Source organism: Paracoccus aerius, assembly GCF_014656455.1.
Taxonomy (GTDB): Bacteria; Pseudomonadota; Alphaproteobacteria; order Rhodobacterales; family Rhodobacteraceae; genus Paracoccus; species Paracoccus aerius.
Genome location: NZ_BNCL01000006.1, coordinates 135,102 through 155,814, shown reverse-complemented (window position 1 = coordinate 155,814; position 20,713 = coordinate 135,102). Strand labels below are relative to the sequence as shown.

General features: G+C 66.3%; 19 protein-coding genes. 10 read left to right on the top strand and 9 right to left on the bottom strand.

Annotated features, from left to right (window positions below):
- Positions 1 to 36: 36 nt before the first annotated feature.
- Complete coding sequence (locus tag IE224_RS09530) at positions 37 to 543, bottom strand: MarR family winged helix-turn-helix transcriptional regulator (RefSeq protein WP_229849310.1); 507 nt, start codon at positions 541 to 543, stop codon at positions 37 to 39.
- Positions 544 to 652: 109 nt separating this feature from the next.
- Here IE224_RS09530 and IE224_RS09525 point away from each other — a divergent pair, with 109 nt between their 5' ends.
- Positions 653 to 1,843, top strand: a complete 1,191-nt coding sequence (locus IE224_RS09525; RefSeq protein ID WP_191309803.1) for a hypothetical protein — start codon at positions 653 to 655, stop codon at positions 1,841 to 1,843.
- Entirely contained in the window at positions 1,843 to 3,099 is a 1,257-nt protein-coding gene (locus IE224_RS09520) for a Zn-dependent hydrolase (protein WP_191309800.1), read from the top strand. Before IE224_RS09525 ends, IE224_RS09520 begins: the two co-directional genes overlap by 1 nt.
- Positions 3,100 to 3,129: 30 nt before the next feature.
- On the opposite strand, the gene IE224_RS09515 is transcribed toward IE224_RS09520, so the two are convergent.
- Positions 3,130 to 4,578 (bottom strand): PAS domain-containing protein, encoded by a 1,449-nt coding sequence (locus tag IE224_RS09515; protein WP_167624084.1) that lies wholly within the window; start codon positions 4,576 to 4,578, stop codon positions 3,130 to 3,132.
- A gap of 229 nt (positions 4,579 to 4,807) precedes the next feature.
- Here IE224_RS09515 and IE224_RS09510 point away from each other — a divergent pair, with 229 nt between their 5' ends.
- Genes IE224_RS09510 through IE224_RS09480 form a run of 7 tightly spaced genes read left to right on the top strand, consistent with a single transcriptional unit; the run spans position 4,808 to position 12,754 of the window.
- The gene (locus tag IE224_RS09510; protein WP_191309798.1) at positions 4,808 to 5,791 is read left to right on the top strand and encodes a LacI family DNA-binding transcriptional regulator; all 984 of its coding nucleotides are present in this window, start codon (positions 4,808 to 4,810) and stop codon (positions 5,789 to 5,791) included.
- Positions 5,788 to 7,092, top strand: a complete 1,305-nt coding sequence (gene xylA / locus IE224_RS09505; RefSeq protein ID WP_191309796.1) for a xylose isomerase — start codon at positions 5,788 to 5,790, stop codon at positions 7,090 to 7,092. Before IE224_RS09510 ends, xylA begins: the two co-directional genes overlap by 4 nt.
- Positions 7,093 to 7,104: 12 nt before the next feature.
- Positions 7,105 to 8,163 carry a sugar phosphate isomerase/epimerase family protein gene (locus tag IE224_RS09500; RefSeq protein ID WP_191309794.1) on the top strand — a complete coding sequence of 353 codons (1,059 nt, stop codon included), beginning with the start codon at positions 7,105 to 7,107 and terminating at the stop codon, positions 8,161 to 8,163.
- Positions 8,160 to 9,302: a Gfo/Idh/MocA family protein gene (locus IE224_RS09495; RefSeq protein WP_202380168.1), complete on the top strand. Its 1,143-nt coding sequence runs from the start codon at positions 8,160 to 8,162 to the stop codon at positions 9,300 to 9,302. Before IE224_RS09500 ends, IE224_RS09495 begins: the two co-directional genes overlap by 4 nt.
- On the top strand, positions 9,287 to 10,792 hold the full coding sequence (locus IE224_RS09490; protein WP_191309791.1) for a sugar ABC transporter ATP-binding protein: 1,506 nt from the start codon (positions 9,287 to 9,289) through the stop codon (positions 10,790 to 10,792). The genes IE224_RS09495 and IE224_RS09490 overlap by 16 nt, the downstream gene beginning before the upstream one ends.
- A complete protein-coding gene (locus IE224_RS09485; protein WP_167624079.1) occupies positions 10,789 to 11,781 on the top strand; it encodes an ABC transporter permease in 993 nt (330 codons plus the stop codon). Before IE224_RS09490 ends, IE224_RS09485 begins: the two co-directional genes overlap by 4 nt.
- A 25-nt stretch (positions 11,782 to 11,806) precedes the next feature.
- Positions 11,807 to 12,754 carry an ABC transporter substrate-binding protein gene (locus IE224_RS09480; RefSeq protein WP_191309789.1) on the top strand — a complete coding sequence of 316 codons (948 nt, stop codon included), beginning with the start codon at positions 11,807 to 11,809 and terminating at the stop codon, positions 12,752 to 12,754.
- 20 nt (positions 12,755 to 12,774) lie between these two features.
- Here the strand turns inward: IE224_RS09480 and IE224_RS09475 are convergent, their stop codons facing one another.
- The 6 genes from IE224_RS09475 to IE224_RS09450 all read right to left on the bottom strand — a co-directional run bounded on the left by IE224_RS09475 (position 12,775) and on the right by IE224_RS09450 (position 19,519).
- Complete coding sequence (locus IE224_RS09475; protein WP_202380167.1) at positions 12,775 to 13,677, bottom strand: DMT family transporter; 903 nt, start codon at positions 13,675 to 13,677, stop codon at positions 12,775 to 12,777.
- Between the two features lie 116 nt (positions 13,678 to 13,793).
- Complete coding sequence (locus IE224_RS09470) at positions 13,794 to 13,967, bottom strand: hypothetical protein (protein WP_191309786.1); 174 nt, start codon at positions 13,965 to 13,967, stop codon at positions 13,794 to 13,796.
- 108 nt (positions 13,968 to 14,075) lie between these two features.
- Positions 14,076 to 15,152: a PLP-dependent cysteine synthase family protein gene (locus IE224_RS09465; protein ID WP_191309783.1), complete on the bottom strand. Its 1,077-nt coding sequence runs from the start codon at positions 15,150 to 15,152 to the stop codon at positions 14,076 to 14,078.
- A gap of 62 nt (positions 15,153 to 15,214) precedes the next feature.
- Positions 15,215 to 16,741, bottom strand: a complete 1,527-nt coding sequence (locus IE224_RS09460; protein WP_191309780.1) for a UxaA family hydrolase — start codon at positions 16,739 to 16,741, stop codon at positions 15,215 to 15,217.
- Between the two features lie 65 nt (positions 16,742 to 16,806).
- Positions 16,807 to 17,739 (bottom strand): DMT family transporter, encoded by a 933-nt coding sequence (locus IE224_RS09455; protein ID WP_167624075.1) that lies wholly within the window; start codon positions 17,737 to 17,739, stop codon positions 16,807 to 16,809.
- Positions 17,740 to 17,827: 88 nt separating this feature from the next.
- Positions 17,828 to 19,519, bottom strand: coding sequence for an alpha/beta hydrolase (locus tag IE224_RS09450; RefSeq protein ID WP_191309778.1), 1,692 nt, complete (start codon positions 19,517 to 19,519; stop codon positions 17,828 to 17,830).
- 142 nt (positions 19,520 to 19,661) lie between these two features.
- On the opposite strand from IE224_RS09450, the gene IE224_RS09445 reads away from it, so the two are divergent.
- Entirely contained in the window at positions 19,662 to 20,165 is a 504-nt protein-coding gene (locus IE224_RS09445; protein ID WP_191309775.1) for a lipocalin family protein, read from the top strand.
- 12 nt (positions 20,166 to 20,177) lie between these two features.
- Here IE224_RS09445 and IE224_RS09440 read toward each other — a convergent pair whose 3' ends face one another.
- Complete coding sequence (locus tag IE224_RS09440; RefSeq protein ID WP_229849309.1) at positions 20,178 to 20,711, bottom strand: sarcosine oxidase subunit gamma; 534 nt, start codon at positions 20,709 to 20,711, stop codon at positions 20,178 to 20,180.
- Positions 20,712 to 20,713: the final 2 nt, after the last annotated feature.

Genomic DNA, 20,713 nt, shown 5'->3' with positions numbered 1-20,713 from the left:
CTAGAGGAAACGACCGGGGGCGCAACCCGGTTCGATTCAACCCATGACTTGTGACCGCGTCAGCAGCGGCCCTGCCGCGAGCTTGCGGCAAAGCGCCAGGAAATCCTCTTGTTCGGAACGGGTCAGGGGCGACATCAGTTCCGCCTGCCGCGCCGCGACAGGTTCGAGGATCCGGTCCAGCAGCGCCAGACCCTGCGCCGTCGGGTGAAGCCCCTTCGCCCGAGCGTCGTCGGGCAGCGGATCCTCGCGCACATGGCCCCGCCGGACCAGCAGCGCGACCGCGCGGCTGATGGTGTTCTGGGGGCGGGGGAACAGCACCTGGATGTCACGCGCCCGCAGTCCCGGAAACTGCGCGATCGCGTAAAGGGCCGACCAGGCCTGCACCGGCATGTCGTGGCGCCTTTCGATGAAGCGGTTGGTGATCTGGTTGTTGGCCAGCACGACATAGCTGACCGCCATCAGATAGCGCAGGTCGGATGCCATGATCCGGTCCAGCATCTGCCGCCCGTCCGGGCAATCCTGCCCGCCGCCGCCGTCATTCATCGCCTTCTCCTTGCACGGGGATGGTTCCGCGATTGCAGTTTACATCCATTTGGATCAATTGTCCCTTCCGGGCGTGCTGCACGGCGCCCGGATATTCAGGACCCATCCTATGCCGCAACTGCTTGCCTTTTCGATCATCGCCCTGATCCTGTTCATCGGCGACGCGATCTCGACCCGGACGAAGTCATGGCTGCCCTCGGTCTTCGTCTGCGCCATCCTGTTCATGCTGGGCTACTGGACCTTCTTCCCGCAGGACATCGTGGCCCTTGCGGGCTTCCAGACGCCAATCGTCTTTCTCGCGATGTATCTGCTGATCACCAACATGGGCACGCTGCTGTCCTTTGCGGAACTGTCGCGCCAATGGCGCACGGTGGTGGTATCGCTGGCTGGGATCGGCGGCATCATTGCGGCGTTGCTGACGCTGGGTGTCCTGGTTCTAGACTACCAGACCGTGATCGTGGCGACCCCGCCGCTGGTGGGGGGCGTCGTCGCCTCGCTGATCATGTCGCAGGCTGCGGCGGATGCGGGGCTGGCCAGCCTGTCGGTGCTGGCGATCCTGATCTATGTGATGCAGGGCTTTGTCGGCTATCCGCTGACCGCCGTGATGCTGAAGCGCGAAGGGCGCAGGGTCCTGGCGCTGCACCGGGCGGGCAATTGGCAGTCGCGCGCGCCCATGGACACCGGCAGCCATGCCGAGGACGCCGCACCCCCGCGCATGTTCGCGGCCATGCCCCCGGCCTATAACAGCTACTACTTCAAGTTCCTGCGCCTTGGTCTGGTCGCCCTTCTGGCCTGGGGCATTGCGGAACTGCTGAAGCCGGTGTTCGAGGTCAGCCCCTTCGTGCTGTGCCTTGTCTTCGGCGTCATCGCGACCTCGGCGGGGTTCCTGGAACGCCAGCCGCTGCGGTCGGCCAATGCCTTCGGCTTCACCATCCTGATCCTGATGGTGTTCATCTTCGACGGGCTGAAGCGCGCCACTCCCGACATGCTGGGCGAACTGGCCTGGCCGCTGGTCGTCATTATCGGCATCGGCGTCGCGGGCATGTATCTGGCATCCTGGATCGCCGGGCGGCTGCTTGGCTTCACCCCCGCGATGGCATTCGCCTGCGCGCTGACCGCGCTTTACGGCTTTCCGGCCGACTACATCATCACGAACGAGGTGGTGAACAGCCTGTCCGACGATCCGGCCGAACGCGAGGTGCTGACCGCCCACATGCTGCCGCCGATGCTGGTCGCGGGCTTCGTGACCGTGACCATGGTCTCGGTCGTCCTGGCCGGCATCTTCGTGGGGCTGCTGTGATGAACTATGCCGATCCCAAGCGCATCGAGGCGCTAATCGAAGGGCTGGACCGCTTCAACGCGACGCCGGGCAACGGCACCACGCGCCTGACCTACAGCCCCGAGTTCCGGGCGGCCAGCGACTGGCTGCGCGCCCGGATGGAGGATGCGGGCATGACCGTGCGCGAGGACGCGGTGGGCAACCTGTGGGGGCGGCTGGAAGGCCGCGACCCGACGCTGGCCCCGGTCCTGATCGGATCGCATTTCGATTCCGTCCCGAACGGCGGGCGCTTCGACGGCCCGGCGGGTGTGGTCGCGGGGATCGAGGTGGCACACCTGTTCCGCCAGCACGGCCTGACCCCCGACCGCCCGGTCGAGGTCATCGCCATGATCGAGGAGGAAGGCGCGCGTTTCGGCGGCGGGCTGATGGCCTCTCGCATCCTGACGGGCAAGATGGATACGGCGCAACTGCGCGAGATCGCAGATGGCGCAGGGGTCACGGCGGCCGAGGCCTTGGCCGCCTATGGCTTGGACCCGGCGCAGGCGCATCGCGCGCGGCTGGCGCCGGGCGCGATCCACGCGTTTTTGGAACTGCATATCGAACAGGGTCCGGTGCTGGAGGCGAACGGGCAGGATGTGGCGATCGTGGACCGTATCGTCGGCCTGTCGCAGCTGAAGGCCACCTTCCGCGGCCAGGCGGGCCATGCCGGGACAACGCCCATGGCAAACCGTCGCGACGCCCTGGTGGGTGCGGTCACGGCTCTGTCGCACCTGCCCGACCTGGCCCGGCGGATCGGGGGCGACGCCGTCCTGACCGTCGGCAAGCTCGAGGTGCTGCCGGGCGGCGCCAACGTGATCCCCGACCTGGTGACCTTCACCGTGGACATCCGCGCGCCCGCCGAACAGGTTGTCACCGACCTGATCGCCCAGACCCGCGCGGTGATCGAACAGGCAGGCGGCAACGGTCTGGCGGTGACGGTCGAACAGCAGTTGCTGGTCAGCCCGACGCCATTGTCGGCCGACCTGCACGCCGCGCTGTCGCGCAACGCCGACAGCCTGGGCCTGCAAAGCCGCACGATGGTCAGCGGGGCCGGCCATGACGCCATGATCTTTGCCGATTTTGCGCCGACGGGCCTGGTCTTCGTGCCCAGCCGTGACGGCATCTCGCACGCGCCACAGGAATGGACGGATTACGATCAGCTTGGCCGTGGCATCGACGTGATGTTCCTGACCGCCTGCGACATTGCAGGGGCGGGTCGCCCGCCTGCTGCAGAATGACCTTGGCGCCGCGGGCCTGTCCGCGGCGGGTTACTTCGCCACGAAGCCGGTCAGGTCGTCCCAGTCTGCCCGCAGCTCGAAATGGATGCCCCCCGGACGATACTCGACCTCGGCAGTGCCGTTGACGGTGGCGGACAGGGCCTTCTCGATCATCCGGCTGCCAAAGCCGGTGCGGGTTGGAGCGGTGACAGGAGGGCCGCCGATCTCGTCCCAAGTCAGGACGAACTGGCTTTTCTCGATGTTCCATTCGATCCTGACCCGCCCGCTGTCGCCGGACAGCGCCCCATATTTGACCGCATTGGTGGCAAGCTCGTGCAGGGCCAGGGTCAGGGCACTGCTGACGCCGTGGCTGATCTCGAGATCGGGGCCGAAATGATGGATCCGGCCGTCAGCGTTGAAGGGCCTGACCGCACGGTCCACCGTCTGGCGCAGACCGGCCACGTCCCAGTCCTTGCCGGTCAGGATGTCGTGGGCACCGCCAAGCGCCTCGATCCGCTTGGCGACGACCTGCCGCATCTGGCTGGCGGGCAGGTCCGCGCGCAGCGACTGGCTGACGATGGCCTGGACGGTGGCAAGCGTGTTCTTGATCCGGTGGCTCATCTCCTGGGTCACCAGCATCCGGTAGGCTTCGGCTTCTTTGCGGTCGGTGACGTCCGATGAAATCCCGCTCATCGTCAGGGGGCGGTGGTGTTCGTCGAACCGGGTCTGCGCACGGATCTCGACCCACCGAATCGACCCGTCGGGCAGGTTGATGCGGTATTCGATGTTGAACTCTCCATCCCCCTCGTAAGCCGCCGCCAGCGTCCTTTGCCACCGGTCGAAATCGTCCGGATGGATGGCATCCAGCAGGTCGCGATAGCTGAAGTCGTCGGAAGGTCCGCGGCCGAAATTGGCCTTGCACAGGGGTGATACCACAAGCCGCTGGGTAGGAACGTCCAGCGTCCAGGTGCCAAGGCCGCCTGCCTTGAGGGTGAACTGCAGGCGCTCCTCGGCCGCGGAAAGATCCGCGATGCGGCGCTTCATCTCGCTGTCGCTGTTTCCGTCGCGGGCCGGATCGCCCAGCTTGTCCTTGGTCACGTCCAGTTGCGAGGCGAAGAAATAGGTCACATCGCCGCCGTCGAAGACCGGGGACACCAGCACCCTGTTCCAGAAGATGCTGCCGTCCTTCTTGTAGTTCAGCAACTCGACCTCGATCGGCACAAGATCCGCGATCGCCTGCCGGATCCGGTCGATATCCTCGGCATTGGTGCCAGGGCCTTGCAGGAAGCGGCAGTTGCGGCCCAGCGTTTCCTCGCGCGTGTAGCCGGTCAATCGTCCGAAGGCGTCGTTGACGAAGACGATCGGATTGTCCGGCTGGCGGGGGTCTGTGATGAGCATCGGCATCCGTGTGGCCCGCATGGCCGCCGCGAACGGATCGGAGCCCGCCTTGGATCGATGGATCTCGTTGTCGATACGGCGGTCTTCGGAAGGTCTGCTCATTCGGCCCTGGATTTAAGCGGGTTCTCGTCGTCGGGGTAAGCTATTCGCAAGCGGTGCATTTGTCATCCTATAGAACGCAACGTGAGCACGGGAAGTTCATGATCCTTGCGCAGAACAATTGCGTCCCCTGCGCCCGAAGTTGCGGCGATGAAAAGGTAAGCCGCCGAAGAAAATGATTGACGTCTGTCATTTTCTGCCCGATCTTTCCCCTGGGGGAGAACAATGTCTTATGGGAAATCCGACGCTGCATGACGTGGCGCGGGTCGCCGGGGTCAGCTATTCGACTGCCGACCGCGTTCTGAACGGACGCGGCGGCGTGGCGTCGAAGTCGATCGAGCGGGTCCGCCAGGCCATCGAGGATCTGGGTTATCGTCGCGACATGATGGCGGCCAACCTGTCGCGCCGGCGCAGCTATCGCTTTGCGGTTTGCGTGCCGCAGGGGGATCACGGCTTCTTTTCCTCGATCCGCCGCGCTTTCCTGGCCGAGGCCGAGGCGCGGGCAGGACAGCGCGTCACCATCGAGATCTGCGACGGTTCTGCTGCGCCGCTGCCCCAGGATTGCGACTGCGCCGTCATCGTGGGCGCGGGAACGGACAGGCTGACCCCGGCGATTGCCGGGCTTGCGGCGGGCAATGTGCCGGTCGTGACGCTTGTGTCCGACATTCCCGGTTCGCGCCGCGCCTATATCGGCATCGACAACGTCGTGGCAGGGCGCACGGCCGGGCGCCTTCACCGGATCGCCCACCGGGGCCGGCCTGTCCGCGTGCTTCCCGTGCTGGGATCGGCCTCGTTGCGCGATCACCGCGACCGTCTTGCCGGCGTGGCCGAGTCCTTGGGACAGGCAAGCCTTTTGCCCCCGATCGAAGTCGCGGACAACGCCGACCAGATGCGCGACCTGCTGGGCCGGGCGCTGCGGGAAGACCCCAGGATCACCGGCATCTATTCCATCGGCGCAGGCAATCGCGGGCTGATCCCCCTGATGCGAAGCCTGGGCAGCAGCCGCCCCTTCGTCGTGCTTCACGAACTGACCCCTCATTCCCGCGCAGCCCTTCAGGACGATCTGATCGACGTGGTGATCGACCAGAAGCCGGCCGAGGAGGTTGCCTCGGCCCTGGACGCGATGAAGGCCATTGCCGATGGCGAGACGCCGGCGGGGGTGACGATCACGCCCGCCATCTTCTTCAAGGAAAACCTCCCCGAGGATCCCGCATGACCGGCTATTTCGATTCCATCCCCCGCCTTGCCTTCGACGCCGAGGCCGAAGGCCCCGCCTTCTGCCACTATGACCCGGACGAAAGGGTCATGGGCAAGCGGATGGAGGATCACCTGCGCTTCGCCGTGGCCTATTGGCACAGCTTCGGCTGGGAAGGCGGCGATCCCTTCGGCGGGCGGACCTTCGACCGGCCCTGGTTTCCCGCCGACACGATGGAACAGGCCGAGGCGCGCGTCGATGCCGCCTTCGACTTCTTCCGCATCCTGGGCGCGCCCTTCTTCTGCTTCCACGATCACGACGTGCGGCCCGAAGGCGCCAGCCTGGGCGAAAGCCGCGACCGGCTGAACCGCATCGCCGACCTGATGGCCGCGAAGATGGCGGATGGCGGGCCGCGCCTGTTGTGGGGCACCGCGAACCTGTTCACCAACCGCCGCTACATGGCAGGCGCCGCGACCAACCCCGACCCGGATGTCTTCGCCTATGCCGCCGCGACCGTGCGCGACTGCCTGGACGTGACGCACCGGCTTGGCGGCGAAAACTACGTGTTGTGGGGCGGGCGCGAGGGCTATGAAACCCTGCTGAACACCGACCTCGGGCGCGAGCTGGATCAGATGGGCCGCTTCCTGTCGATGGTGGTCGATTACAAGCACAAGATCGGCTTCAAGGGCACCATCCTGATCGAACCCAAGCCGCAGGAACCGACCAAGCACCAGTATGATTTCGACGTGGCGACGGTTTACGGCTTCCTGTCGCGCTATGGGCTGGAAAAGGAAGTGAAGGTCAATATCGAGCAGGGCCACGCGATCCTGGCGGGCCACAGCTTCGAACACGAGATCGCGCTTGCCAATGCGCTTGGCATCTTCGGGTCGATCGACATGAACCGCAACGACCAGCAGTCTGGCTGGGACACCGACCAGTTCCCCAACAGCGTGCCCGAAGTGGCCCTGGCCTATTACGAGGTTCTGCGCGGTGGCGGCTTCACAACCGGCGGCACCAATTTCGACGCCAAGATCCGCCGCCAGTCATTGGACCCCATCGATCTGGTGATGGCCCATGCCGGCGCGATGGATGTCTGCGCGCGGGGCCTGAAGGCGGCGGCCCGGATGCTTCAAGAGGACCGGCTCGAATCCGCGCGCCGCGACCGCTACGCCGGATGGCAGCGCCCGGACGCGCAGGCGATGCTGGAACCCGGCGCGACGCTGGAGGGGATCGCCGACAAGGCGGTGGCGGCCGGGCTTGATCCGCAGCCCGTTTCTGGGCGGCAAGAGATGCTTGAAAACCTGGTCAACCGGTATGTCTGAGGGGAAAAGACCATGAAGACCATCAAGGGCCCGGCGCTGTTCCTGGCGCAGTTCGCGGGCGATCAGGCGCCCTTCGATTCCTGGGACAGCATCACCAGATGGGCGGCCGATTGCGGCTATGCAGGCGTGCAGGTCCCAAGCTGGGACGGGCGGCTGTTCGATCTGGCAAAGGCCGCGGACAGCAAGTCCTATTGCGAGGATATCGCCGGAGTGGCCCAGGCCAACGGCGTCCAGATCACCGAGCTTTCGACCCACCTGCAGGGCCAGCTCGTCGCCGTCCACCCGGCATATGACGAGGCCTTCGACGGCTTCACCGTGTCCGCCATGCGCGGCAATCCCAAGGCGCGGCAGGAATGGGCGGTCGATCAGGTCAGGATGGCCCTGACCGCCAGCCGCAACCTGGGCCTGACCGCAATGGCCAGCTTTTCCGGCGCGCTTGCCTGGCCCTTCGTCTATCCCTGGCCGCAGCGCCCGGCAGGCCTGGTGGAAGCGGCCTTCGACGAACTGGCCCGCCGCTGGCGCCCGATCTTGGACCATGCCGAGGATTGCGGCGTGGACATCTGCTATGAGATCCATCCGGGCGAGGATCTGCACGACGGCGACAGCTTCGAGATGTTCCTGGACCGCGTGAACGGCCACGCGCGGGCGAACATGCTGTACGACCCGTCGCACTATGTCCTGCAATGCCTTGATTACCTGGACAATATCGACATCTACAAGGACCGCATCCGGATGTTCCACGTCAAGGATGCCGAGTTCAACCCGACAGGGCGCAAGGGCGTCTATGGCGGCTTCCAGCCATGGGTCAACCGGGCCGGACGCTTCCGCAGCCTGGGCGACGGGCAGGTCGACTTCGGCGCGGTCTTTTCCAAGATGACGGCCAATGACTTTGACGGTTGGGCCGTGGTCGAATGGGAATGCTGCCTCAAGCATCCCGAGGACGGGGCGCGGGAAGGGGCCGAGTTCGTCCGCAGCCACATCATCCGCGTGACGGAAAAGGCCTTTGACGATTTCGCGGATGGCGGCACGGACGATGCCGCGAACCGCCGCATGCTGGGGATTTCGGAATGACGCGCATCAGGCTTGGCATGGTCGGCGGCGGCAAGGACGCCTTTATCGGCGCGGTCCACCGCATCGCCGCCCGCATCGACGGAGAGTTCGACCTTGTGGCGGGGGCGCTGTCCTCGACGCCGGAAAAGTCGCGCGACAGCGGCGCGGCCCTGGGGCTGGACCCCGACCGCTGCTATGGCAGCTTCGAGGAGATGGCCGAGGCCGAGGCCAACCGGGAAGGCGGAATCGAGGCCGTAGCCATCGTCACCCCGAACCATGTCCATGGGCCTGCCGCCGCGGCCTTCCTGAGGCGCGGCATCCATGTGATCTGTGACAAGCCCCTGACCGCCACGATGGCGCAGGCGCAGGAACTTGAAGCCGCGATCCGGCAGTCGGACGCCCTGTTCATCCTGACCCACAACTATACCGGCTATCCGATGATCCGGCAGGCCCGCGCGATGATCGAGGCGGGCGATCTGGGACAGGTCCGCGTGGTCCAGGTCGAATACGCGCAGGACTGGCTGACCGAGGCATCTGAAACCACCGGCACCAACAAGCAGGCCGAATGGCGCACTGATCCCGAACGCAGCGGGGCAGGGGGATCCATCGGCGATATCGGCACCCATGCCTATAACTTGGCCTGCTTCGTCACCGGGCTGACGGTGGAAAAACTTTCCGCCGATCTGCAAAGCTTTGTGCCTGGGCGGCGGGTGGACGACAATGCCCATGTCATGCTGCGCTTCGGCGGCGGGGCGCGGGGGATGCTGTGGTGTTCGCAGGTCGCGCCGGGCAATGAAAACGGCCTGCGCCTGCGCGTCTATGGCGAGAAGGGCGGCCTTGAATGGGCGCAGGAGGATCCGAACTATCTGTGGTTCACGCCCTTTGGCGAGCCCAAGCGCCTGCTGACGCGGCGCGGGGCAGGGGCGACGGATGCAGCCAATGCCGTCAGCCGCACGCCGGGCGGCCACCCCGAGGGCTATCTTGAAGGCTTCGCCAACATCTATGCCGGGGCGGCGCAGGCGATCCGGGCGGCGCAAGCCGGGCAACGCGACCCGGTGCTGGATATCCTGCCTGGGCTGGAGGAGGGGCTGGCGGGAATGCGCTTCATCGACGCCTGCGTCCGGTCCGCCCGCGAGGATGCGGCATGGGTGACGCCGTGACCGTTCTTGCCCTGCGCAATGTTTCCCGCAGCTTCGGCCCGATCGAGGTGCTGCACGGCGTCGATATCGCCCTGCGCCCCGGCCAGGTCCATGCGCTGATCGGCGAAAACGGCGCGGGCAAGTCCACCACCATGAAGATCATGACCGGCTATCAGCCGCCGTCATCGGGGCAGGTGCTGCTGGATGGCCAGCCTGTCACCTTTGCCAACATGGGCGCGGCCGAGGACCTGGGGATCTCGATGATCCACCAGGAATTCAATCTGGCCGAACAGTTGACGGTGGAACAGAACATCTTCCTGGGCCGCGAGTTGAAGCGCGGGCCTTTCCTGGACAAGCCCGCGATGCGGGCGCGGACGCGGGAACTGCTGGACCGGCTGGAATGCCGCGTCTCGCCCGACCAGGTCGTGTCCACGCTGTCCAACAGCGACAAGCAGATGGTCGAGATCGCCAAGGCCCTGCTGCGCGAGACCCGCGTGCTTGTCATGGACGAACCGACCGCCGTGCTGACGCGGGCGGAAACCGCGATCCTGCTGCGCCAGGTCCGCGCGCTGCGCGAGGCGGGAACGGCGGTGCTGTTCACCTCGCACAAGCTGGACGAGGTCGAGGAGATCGCCGACGACCTGACCATCATGCGCGACGGGCGCGTGGTCTGGACCGGCGAGGCCGCGCAGATGGACCAGCACAGCATGGCGAACGCCATGGTCGGGCGCGAGATGTCGGATCTGTTTCCCGTCAAGGCCGCAACACCCGGCGAAGTCGCGTTGGAGGTTCGTGGCCTGTCGGTGCCGGGTTTTTCCCGCGACATCGGCTTCACCTTGCGGCGCGGCGAAGTCCTGGGCGTTGCGGGCCTGATCGGCTCGGGCCGGACCGAAACCTTCGAGGGGTTGTGCGGCCTGCGCCCTGCCACGGGCGAGGTGCGGGTCTTTGGCCAACCGGCCCGCATCGATCATCCCTGGCAGGCGCAAACGCTTGGCCTGTGCTACCTGACCGAGGATCGCAAGACCCGCGGACTGCTGCTGGGCAAGGGGTTGCGGGAAAACCTGACGCTGCAGGCGCTGTCGAAGTTCGACCGGGGCCTGCTGGACACGGGGGCCGAGGAACGTGCCCTTGACCAAGCCATCACGGATTTCGACATCCGCGGCCATCGTGGCGCGATGGTCGGCAACCTGTCGGGCGGCAACCAGCAGAAGCTGCTGTTCGCCAAGACCATGCTGGCCGATCCGCAGATCATCATCATCGACGAACCGACGCGCGGCATCGACATCGGCACCAAGCAGCAGATGTATGTCCTGATCCGCCGCCTTGCCGCCGAAGGCCGCGCGATTGTCGTCATATCCTCGGAAATGCAGGAGGTGATCGGGCTTTCCGACCGTATCCTGGTCATGCGCCACGGCCGCATCACCGGCGAACTGGACGGCGACGCGACCGAAGATGCCATTGTCCGCCTTGCCATGGGCGTGACCCCCACCCCCTTGAAGGAACCCGCATGAGCGACGCAGCCGTTGCCGCCTCACCCCGCCGCCTCCGCATGACCGTGATCGGGCCGATCCTGGCCCTGGTCCTGCTGGTCATCGCCGGTGCGCTGATGAACCCCAACTTCCTGGGCTGGGACAACGTGACGAACGTCCTCGCCCGCTCGGCCTTTATCGGCATCATCGCCGTGGGCATGACCTTCGTGATCACGGCTGGCGGGCTGGACCTGTCGGTCGGGTCAATGGCAGCCTTCATCGCCGGGCTGATGATCTTGGTGATGAACAGCCTGATCCCATCGATGGGCGCGGGGATCCCGGTGATCCTGGTCGGCATGGCCGTGGCGCTGCTGGCGGGCTTGGCGGCGGGGCTGCTGAACGGCATCCTGATCACCCGGCTAGGGATCGAGGCCTTCATCGTCACGCTGGGGTCCATGGGCATCTATCGCAGCCTTGTCACCTGGCTGGCCGACGGCGGCACCCTGTCGCTGGATTTCGGGCTGCGCAGCCTTTACCAGCCGGTCTATTACGGCGGCATCTTCGGCATCACCTGGCCGATCATCGTCTTTGCGGTGGTTGTGGTGATCGGAGAGATCGTCATGCGCTCGACCGCCTTTGGCCGCTATTGCGCGGCCATCGGATCGAACGAGCAGGTCGCCAAATATTCATCCGTTCGCGTGGACCGGGTGCGGCTGATGACATATGCCGCGCTTGGCCTTTTGGTGGGCATTGCCACCATCATGTATGTGCCGCGCCTTGGTTCCGCATCATCGGCCACCGGGATGCTGTGGGAACTGGAAGCCATCGCAGCCGTGATCATCGGCGGCACCGTGCTCAAGGGCGGCTTCGGGCGCGTCTGGGGCACGGTCATCGGCGTGCTGATCCTGACGCTGATCGGCAACCTGCTGAACCTGACGGATTTCGTATCGCCCTACCTGAACGGTGCCATTCAGGGGGCCATCATCGTTCTCGCTGTTGTCTTGCAGCGCGAAGGCAAAGCCCGCACCTGAGCCGGGTTCACATGGGAGGAAAGACATGAAGCATTTCGTATCGGGACTGGCCATCGCCGCCGCATTGGCCGCGCCGGCCTGGGCGCAGGACGGGGAAACCAAGGTGATCGGCGTGTCGATCCCCGCGGCGACCCATGGCTGGGCGGGCGGCATGAACTATTTCGCGCAGGCCACGGTGGACCGGCTGGAGGAAACCTATCCGCAGCTCGACTTCGTGCTGGCGACGGCATCCGACCCCGCCAAGCAGGTCAATGACATCGAGGACATGGTTGCCACCCGCAACATCGACGCGCTTGTCGTCCTGCCCTTCGAATCCGAGCCGCTGACCGGCCCGGTCCAGAACGTCAAGGCATCCGGCGCCTGGATCACGGTCGTGGACCGCGGCCTGTCCCAGGAGGGGATCGAGGATCTGTATGTCGCGGGCGACAACCCCGGCTTCGGTCGTGTCTCGGGCGAGTTCATGGCAAGCGCTCTGCCCGAAGGCGGCAAGATCGTCGTGCTGCGCGGCATCCCGACCACCATCGACAATGAACGGGTCGAAGGTTTCCAGGCCGCGATCGAGGGCAAGAACATCGAAGTCCTGGGCATGGAGCATGGCGACTGGAACCGCGACAAGTCCTTCACGGTGATGCAGGACTTCCTGTCCAAGCACCCGCAGATCGATGCGGTCTGGGCATCCGACGATGACATGGCCGTGGGTGCCCTGGGCGCCATCGAGGCTGCGGGCCGGGACGACATCAAGTTTGTCCTGGGTGGCGCGGGCATGAAGGAGATGATCAAGCGCACCATGGACGGCGATGCGATGATCCCCGCCAACGTGACCTATCCGCCCTCGATGATCTCGACCGCGATCGAGATCACGGCCGTCGGCCTGGTGTCGCAGGCCCCGGTTTCAGGCGATTTCATCATCGGGTCGGTGCTGGTCACCCCCGAGAACGCCGAGAACTACTACTATCCTGACAGCCCGTTCTGATCGGACAAGGTTGCGGCCCCTCAGGGGGCCGCGACTGCGGCGGCGGCCCTGCGACGCTCGGCCATCACAGCCTGGAAGTTCGACAGCAAGATGATGCCCCCGCCCAGGAAGACCCACAGGTCGATCGCCTCGCCGTAGAAGTAATACCCGACGACGGCCGCCATTGGCACGCGCAGGAAGTCGATGGGGATCAGGATCGAAGCGTCCAGCCGCTTGAGCGCCTGAGCCTGGCAGAAATGCGCCGCAAGCGCGCCAACGCCCGCGACCAGCATCCAGGGAACATCCGTGACCGCCACGGGCCGCCAGTCGGTCAATGCTGCGATCAGGCCCAGGGGCAACTGGATCAGGATCATCCAGACCACGATGGCGCCGGGCGAGCAGTGCTGCGTCAGGCGTTTCACCAGGATCAGCGACAGCCCGTAACCCGCCGCCGCGATCAGCACCAGGACCGCTGCCGGATCGACCATGCCGATGCCGGGCCGCACGATCACCATGACCCCGACAAAGCCGCCGACCGTCGCCAGCAGGCGCGGGCCGGTCAGCTTTTCGCGCAGAAGCAGCCATGCGAACAGCGTCACCCAGATCGGCATGGTGAATTCCAGCGCGAAGACCGAGGCCAGCGGCAGCAGCACCACGCCGATGGTCCAGAAATACTGCGCGGTAAAGTGGATCACGTTGCGCGCCAGATGCAGGCGCAGCTTGGCCGCGCGGCGCACCTCGGGGAACAGGGCGCGGCCCAGGGCCAGGATCACGAACAGGCCCACAAGGGCGCGAAAGAACAGCACCTGCCGGATCGACAGGGTTTCGGCCATTTCCCGCGATCCGACCGACATGCCGATAAAGGCCGTCATGGACAGCGCCATCCAGATCAGCCCCTGGCCGAAGTCGGACCGTCCTGCCAAGGTCGTCGTGCTGCTGTTCATCCTGGTCCCCCGGCCTTCAAACCGCCGGACCATAGGCCGGATCGCCAGCCGGGTGAAAGACCAGAAAAACAAAAGGCCCGCCAATGGCGGGCCGGATCATCGGAAAGCCGCAGCGATCAGGCGCGCGACAGGGCGTCCATGGTGGCCGGGGTCGGCTTGATCCCCAGGCGGCGCAGGTCGGCCAGGGCAGGGGCGTGGTGCGAACGCACGGCAGCCGAGGCGGAAACGGCGGCATCCAGCACATCCAGGAACGCGCGAATGCGGGTCATGGCGTTGCGGAGGGCGGTCATGGTCAAACTCTCTTTCTGTCCTTGGTTGACAGGATAAAGATGGGCCCGTGACCGCCCCGCCGCAATGCGGCATCTGTGCACAGCCGCCATGCAGAAATTGCAGGCCTGTCAGCCCATCCGGTATCCGGGAGTGGATTCCGACAGCGCCCGTTCCTCGTCGTCCATGTCCTCGGCGAAGGGCTCGAACAGGGGCGTGGACAGATAGCGTTCGCCGGTATCGGGCATCATCGACAGGATGACGGTGCCGGGCTCGGCCTTTTCGGCGATGCGCATCGCCACGGCGAAGGTGGACCCGCCCGACACGCCGGTCAGGATACCTTCGCGCGCGGCCAGCTTGCGCGCCCAGTCCATCCCTTCCGCCCCCGGAATAGGGATCAGATCGTCATAGCCGTTCTTGTCCAGGGCTTCCTGAAGGACCCAGGGGATGAAGTCGGGGGTCCAGCCCTGGATCGGATGCGGCTCGAAGGCGGGGTGGCTGGCGGCAGGGGCGTGGTCGGGGCCGCGGTCCTGCGGGGTGCCGCTGCTGACCAAAGCGGCGTTGGCGGGTTCGGTCAGGATGATCTTCACTTCGGGGCGTTCGCGGCGCAAGACGCGCGACAGGCCGCTGACGGTGCCGCCGGTGCCGTATCCGGTGACGATGTAATCCAGCCGCTGCCCCGCGAAATCGCCCAGGATCTCCTGCGCGGTGGTGGCCTCGTGGATGTCGGCATTGGCGTCGGTCTCGAACTGGCGGGCCAGGAACCAGCCGTGCTTTTCCGCAAGCTCCACCGCCTTGTTGTACATGCCCGTGCCCTTTTGCGCCTTGGGCGTCAGCACGACCTTGGCGCCCAGCATCCGCATCAGCCGCCGCCGTTCGACCGAGAAGCTTTCGGCCATGGTCACCACCAGGGGATAGCCCTTCTGCGCGCAAACCATGGCAAGGCCGATGCCGGTATTGCCGCTGGTCGCCTCGACCACGGTCTGGCCCGGCTTCAGGGCGCCGGACCGTTCCGCAGCCTCGATGATGTTGAGCGCCAGGCGGTCCTTGACAGATGCGGCGGGGTTGAAGAACTCGGCCTTGACATAGATCGTCACCCCTTCGGGGGCGAGGTTGTTGATGCGGATCACCGGCGTGTCGCCCACGGTGTCCAGGATGCTGTCGTAAAGCCTGCCACGCCCCCTGGTCGTCCTGATCGTCCCTGACATGCCGAACCCTCCTGTTGTCGCGATATTTGCCCGTGATGATAACACCGAAACCGGGGGCGGGGCTACATCACCGCCCCGATCTGCCAAGGCACGAATTCGTTGCGGCCATAGCCCAGATCCTCGGACTTGGTCTTCTGCCCAGATGCGACGGCCAAGATGTTCTCGAAGATCTCGGCGCCCTTTTCCTCCAGCGACACGCCCTCGACGATGTCGCCGCAGTTGATGTCCATGTCGTCCGGCATCCGCTGGAACAAGGGCGTGTTCGTTGCCAGCTTGATGGACGGCACCGGCTTGCAGCCATAGGCCGAGCCGCGCCCCGTGGTGAAGCATAGGATGTTCGCGCCGCCCGCGACCTGGCCCGTCGCGGCCACCGGGTCATAGCCCGGCGTGTCCATGTAGACGAAGCCCTTGCGGTCGATCCGTTCGGCGTAACGGTAAACGCCGCGCAGGGTCGAGGTGCCGCCCTTTGCCACCGCACCAAGCGACTTTTCCAGGATGGTGGTCAGCCCGCCGGCCTTGTTGCCGGGCGAGGGGTTGTTGTTCATCTCGCCCCCGTTGCGGGTGGTATAGTCGGTCCACCAGTCGATCAGATCGACGATCTTCCGGCCGATCTCGGGCGTTTCCGCGCGGCGGGTCAGCAGGTGCTCGGCGCCGAAGATCTCGGGCGTTTCGGACAGGATCGCGGTGCCGCCCTGGCGCACCAGCATGTCGGCCGCGACGCCAAGCGCGGGATTGGCCGTCAGGCTGGAATAGCCGTCCGAACCGCCGCATTGCAGGGCCAGCGTCAGCTCGGACGCCGGAACCGCTTCGCGCCGCGCCCGCGCCGCCACGGGCAGCATGTCGCGCAGGCGTTCCACACCCGCGTCGATGGTGCGCCGGGTGCCGCCCGTGTCCTGGATGGTCAGCGACTGGAAGTGGTCCCCTTCGGCGATGCCATAGGTTTCCTTCAGCCGGGCGATCTGGAACACCTCGCATCCCAGGCCCACCAGCAACACGGCGGCGAAGTTGGGGTGGCTGGCATAGCCCCATTGCGTGCGCGCCAGCAGGTCATAGCTTTCGCCCTTGCTGGCCATGCCGCAGCCCTGCCCATGCGGCAGCGCCACGATGCCGTCGATGTCGGGATAATCGTCCAGCATCCCCGACCGCATCGCCTGGTCGGCGATGTAATCCACCACCGTGGCCGAGCAGTTCACGCTGGACAGGATGCCGATGTAATTGCGCGTGCCCACGCGCCCGTCGCCCCGGCGGAAGCCCTGGAAATGGGCCGGAACCTCGCCTTGGCGCAGGCTTTCATGGGGGCGGGCTTCAGAGGCGAAGGCATAGTCGCGTTCGAAGTCGCCGCCCATAGTGACGTTCTGTTCGTGGACCCAGTCACCCGGCGCGATGTCGGTGCTGGCAAAGCCGATGATCTGGCCGAACTTGCGGATTGGCTGGCCTGCCGGGATCGCGCGGGCGGCAATCTTGTGGCCGCGCGGGATGCGGCGGGTCGTGGCGATGCTGCCTTCGACCGCCGAACCCGAGGGCAGGTCGCCGATCGCCACGACGATGTTGTCGGCCTCGTTCAGTCGCAGGATATGCGGCCTGTCCATGCGATCCCCTCCTTCTCGCGCTACCGGCCGATTAAGAACCGCAGGACCGCGACGTCAACCGCAGATCAGCCCTGCGGCGTCATTGCCTTGCGCTGCCGGCTTCGTTCCAGCCCCAGTTGCCGTTCGCGCCAGATGATCGCGATGCCCGCGCCGATCACAAGGGCCGCCCCGGCCAGGACGACGGGCGTCGGCGCCTCGGCGAAGACATACCAGCCGATGGCGATGGCAAGCAGCATCGAGACGTAATCGAAAGGCGCCACCAGCGACGCGTCGGCATAGCGATAGGACGAGGTCAGCAGGATCTGCGCCACGCCCCCCAGGATGCCGCTGCCCACCAGCAGCGCGGCCGTGGTGGCATCGGGCATCACCCAGCCAAAGGGCAGCGTCAGCAGCCCCAGCACGGTCGAGGTGAAGGAGAACCAGAACACGATGGCCGAGGTGCGTTCGTTCTGAACCAGCTTGCGGATGAACAGTTGCGCCAGGGCCGCCATGACCGCGCCCCCAAAGGCCGCCACCGCGCCCAGCATCCGATAGGGATCGGCCGGGCCGTTCAGCCGCAGTTGCGGTGACAGCACGATCAGGACGCCGGTCAGCCCCAGCCCCACCATCGACAGGCGGAACAGGCGCACGTCCTCGCCCAGAAACATCGCCGCGAAGATCACGACCAGCAGGGGCGAGGCATAGCCGATCGCCGTTACCTCGGGGAAGGGCAGCAGGGCAAGCGCCCAGAAGTTCAGCCCCATGGCGACGGTGCCGACGATGCCGCGATAGAAATGGCCCATGGGGCGCACCGTGCGGAACCCCACCGCCAGTTCGCCGCGCAGGGCCAGCCAGGCCACGATCACCGGGATCGCGAACAGCGACCGGAAGAACACCTGCTGGCCCGGCGGGACGCTGGCGGTTTCCGCCGTGGCCTTCAGCATCGCGGCCATGACCGTGAACACCGCCACGCTGGCGCATTTCAGCAGGATGCCCTGCATCGGGTTCTGAGGTGTCATTCTGGGACCATCCGTCTGGCCCGGCATGGTTAGGCGGCGACACGGCCCGCCGCAAGGGGATTTGCAGATGATGCAGAAATGGCCGCGGTCAGTCGGCGCTGCCCCCTTGTTGGGCCTGCAAGCCCTGGAAATGGCGCCGCAGCCGGTCGAGACCGGCCTCGTCCCAGCCAGGAGGCTGGGTCACCGCCATCCATGGCGCGATGTGGTCGTCATAAGCGTAAAGATGCCCGTGACCCATCGGCACATGCAGGGACACCGCCATGTCGAAGGCAAGTTGCAGGAAGCTGACGATGGGATACCAGCGAAGCTCGGTCGAGACATCGGGCCCGCGCGGCGTCTCCATCCAGTCGGGGCGGCGCCAGGCCGAACCGGGGTCGAAGAAGACGACCGGGTCACTGGCATATTGCAGATAGACGATGCGGATGCCGCCCCAGACATCCTGGGGCGACAGGCCCTGCCGGCCGTTCGTGAAGCGCACCGTCTGGCCCTGGTCCATGCGCGGCAGCCATTCGGGCGAGGCCGGGTCGCGTTCCCGCGTCAGCGTCTGCCACAGGGGGCTGACGAAGGGCGGCCCGACCCACAATGCGCCCGCGAAAGGCTGGTCGATCATCTCGTAGAGCCGCAGCGACTGTTGCGAACTGTAGGCGCCCAGGCTGAGGCCGTAGAGATACAGTTCTGGCCGCTCGCCCTCGGGAAGCGTCCGCCAATGGCGATACACGGCGCTGAACAACTCGCGCCCCGCCTCGGCCGAATATTCAGGTTCGACCAGCAGCGAAATCCAGCTTTGCAGGTAGGAATACTGGATGGCGACCGTCGCCACGTCGCCGCGGTGCAGGTATTCCAGCGTCGTGACCGCCGCCGGGTCAAGCCAGCCGGTGCCGGTCGGCATCGCCACCACAAGGATCGACCGGTCGAAGCCGCCGATCCGGTCCAGTTCAGCCACCGCCAGGGCGGCCCGCTCCTCGGCAGTCTCGGCGGCGTTGAGGCCGACATAGGCGCGCAGGGGCTGCATGGTCCTGCCCCCGGTGACGGCGGCAATGTCGGCGGCCGTGGGCGTGGTGTGGACGTAGTTGCGCCCCTCGCGCCCCAGGTCCTGCCAGGCCACCAGGGATGTGGGGCTGCCCGGGCGCAGCGGGTCGGACGGGGGCTGGATGTCGGGCGGGATCACCGCGTCGAGGGCGCGGGCCGAACTGTCGGCCGTGCGGATGAAGCCGCTGAACAGAACGCCGTTGGCCAGCGACCACAGAAGGATGCCGCCGATGATCAGCCCCAGCAGATGCGCGGCGCGGCGCGGCATCACCTGTGCGATCCGGGCGATCAGGCGGCGCACGAACAGCGCCGCCAGCTTGCCCAGGATCAGCAGCGCCGCCGCCACCAGAAACGCCAGCGTGCCGATCATGAGGGGAAGTTCGGGCGGGGCGGGGGCCATCCCCATGGCCGCGCGAACGTCGTTCTGCCAATCCGTCGCCTGCGCCAGAAAGGACGCCACGATCAGCGTCGCCAGCGTCGCCAGGGCCAGCAGCACCTGCCGCCCCGTCCGGCCGTGGAGCAGGGGAAGGTCCAGCGTGACCCAGATCCACCGCAGCAGCACGGCCAAGCCGTATCCTGCGGCGAAGCAGACGCCGGCCAGCACGCCTTGCACCCCTTCGCCGCGCGGGATCAGGCTGGGCGTCAGCGAGGCCGCCATCAGCAATGCCCCCAGCACCAGCCCGACGCCCGAGACATTCTCTACCACGAAGCGGAAGAGGCTGGCGGGCAGGGCGGGTCGCGGGTTCGGCATGGGCTCTCCGTTGCGGCACAGGCAGATCAGGACCGAACGGCCCTCGACCGTCAAGCCTTTGCAGGGCAGCCCCGAACCGTCGTGAAGGAAACCCTGGCGATGCGTGCATGGTTGGGTCGCACCGGAAGGAAAGGAACATCCGATGTCCGAAACCCTGCACACCGTCGCCCGTGTCGATCTGGACCGCTATGTGGGCACCTGGTACGAGATCTGCCGCCTGCCTCTGAAATGGGAACCCGAGGGCGCGCGCGACATCACCGCGACCTACAAGCTGAACGAGGACGGCACGATCCGCGTGGACAACCGCTGCCTCGACGAGGAAGGAAAGCCGACGCAGGCCTTGGGCCAAGCCAAGCCGGTGGATGACAGCAACGCACGGCTGACGGTCAGCTTCCTGCCGGAATACCTGCGGTGGATCCCCTTCACCAAGGGCGATTACTGGATCATCCGCCTGGCCGAGGACTATGGCGTTTCACTGGTCGGCACCCCCGACCGCAGGAACCTGTGGCTGCTTGCCCGCCGCCACGACCTGCCGCAAGCAATGCGCGACGACTACCTGGCGACCGCGCGGGCCGAGGGTTTCGACCTGTCCGCGCTGATCACGCCCACGCAAAGCGGCAAGATGATCGAGATCCCGCCGGCGTGAAGAAGGGGCAGACTACAGGTCTGCCATCACCTCGTCCTGCACCTGGGCCAGCAGGGCGCAGACATGCGGAACAAAGCTGCGCCAGATGTCCATGCGGAAATCGGTCGGGCCATCGCGCCACAGGATCACGGTGGCGCTGTCGAAGACCGTGCGCACGGCCGATCCCACGGGCATGGCCGCGATGTTGCGCGGGCAGCAGGAGGCCAGCACGTCCAGCACGGCCGGGCCGGACAGGCGCAGGGTGATTTCCCGGTCGCTGATGTCCACAAGGCTGTGGGGCGCTTGCGCGTAGGCGGCGCGCGCAGGCGCTGCCGGATCCGTGCCCTCGGGCGCCACGATCAGCCATTCGTCGGGCCCAAGGCACAACGCCTCGGTTCCGTTCGCGGCGGCACGGGTGCCCACGCGGGTAGGCAGATCCAGCCCAAGCGCCCGGCCCAGCGTTTCGCGATGGGCAGGCTTGACCCGCAGCGACAGGCGCAGGGTTGGGGCCACATCCTCGATACGGATCGCGGCGGCGGCGAAATCGTGTTTCTGACTGGTCATCATCG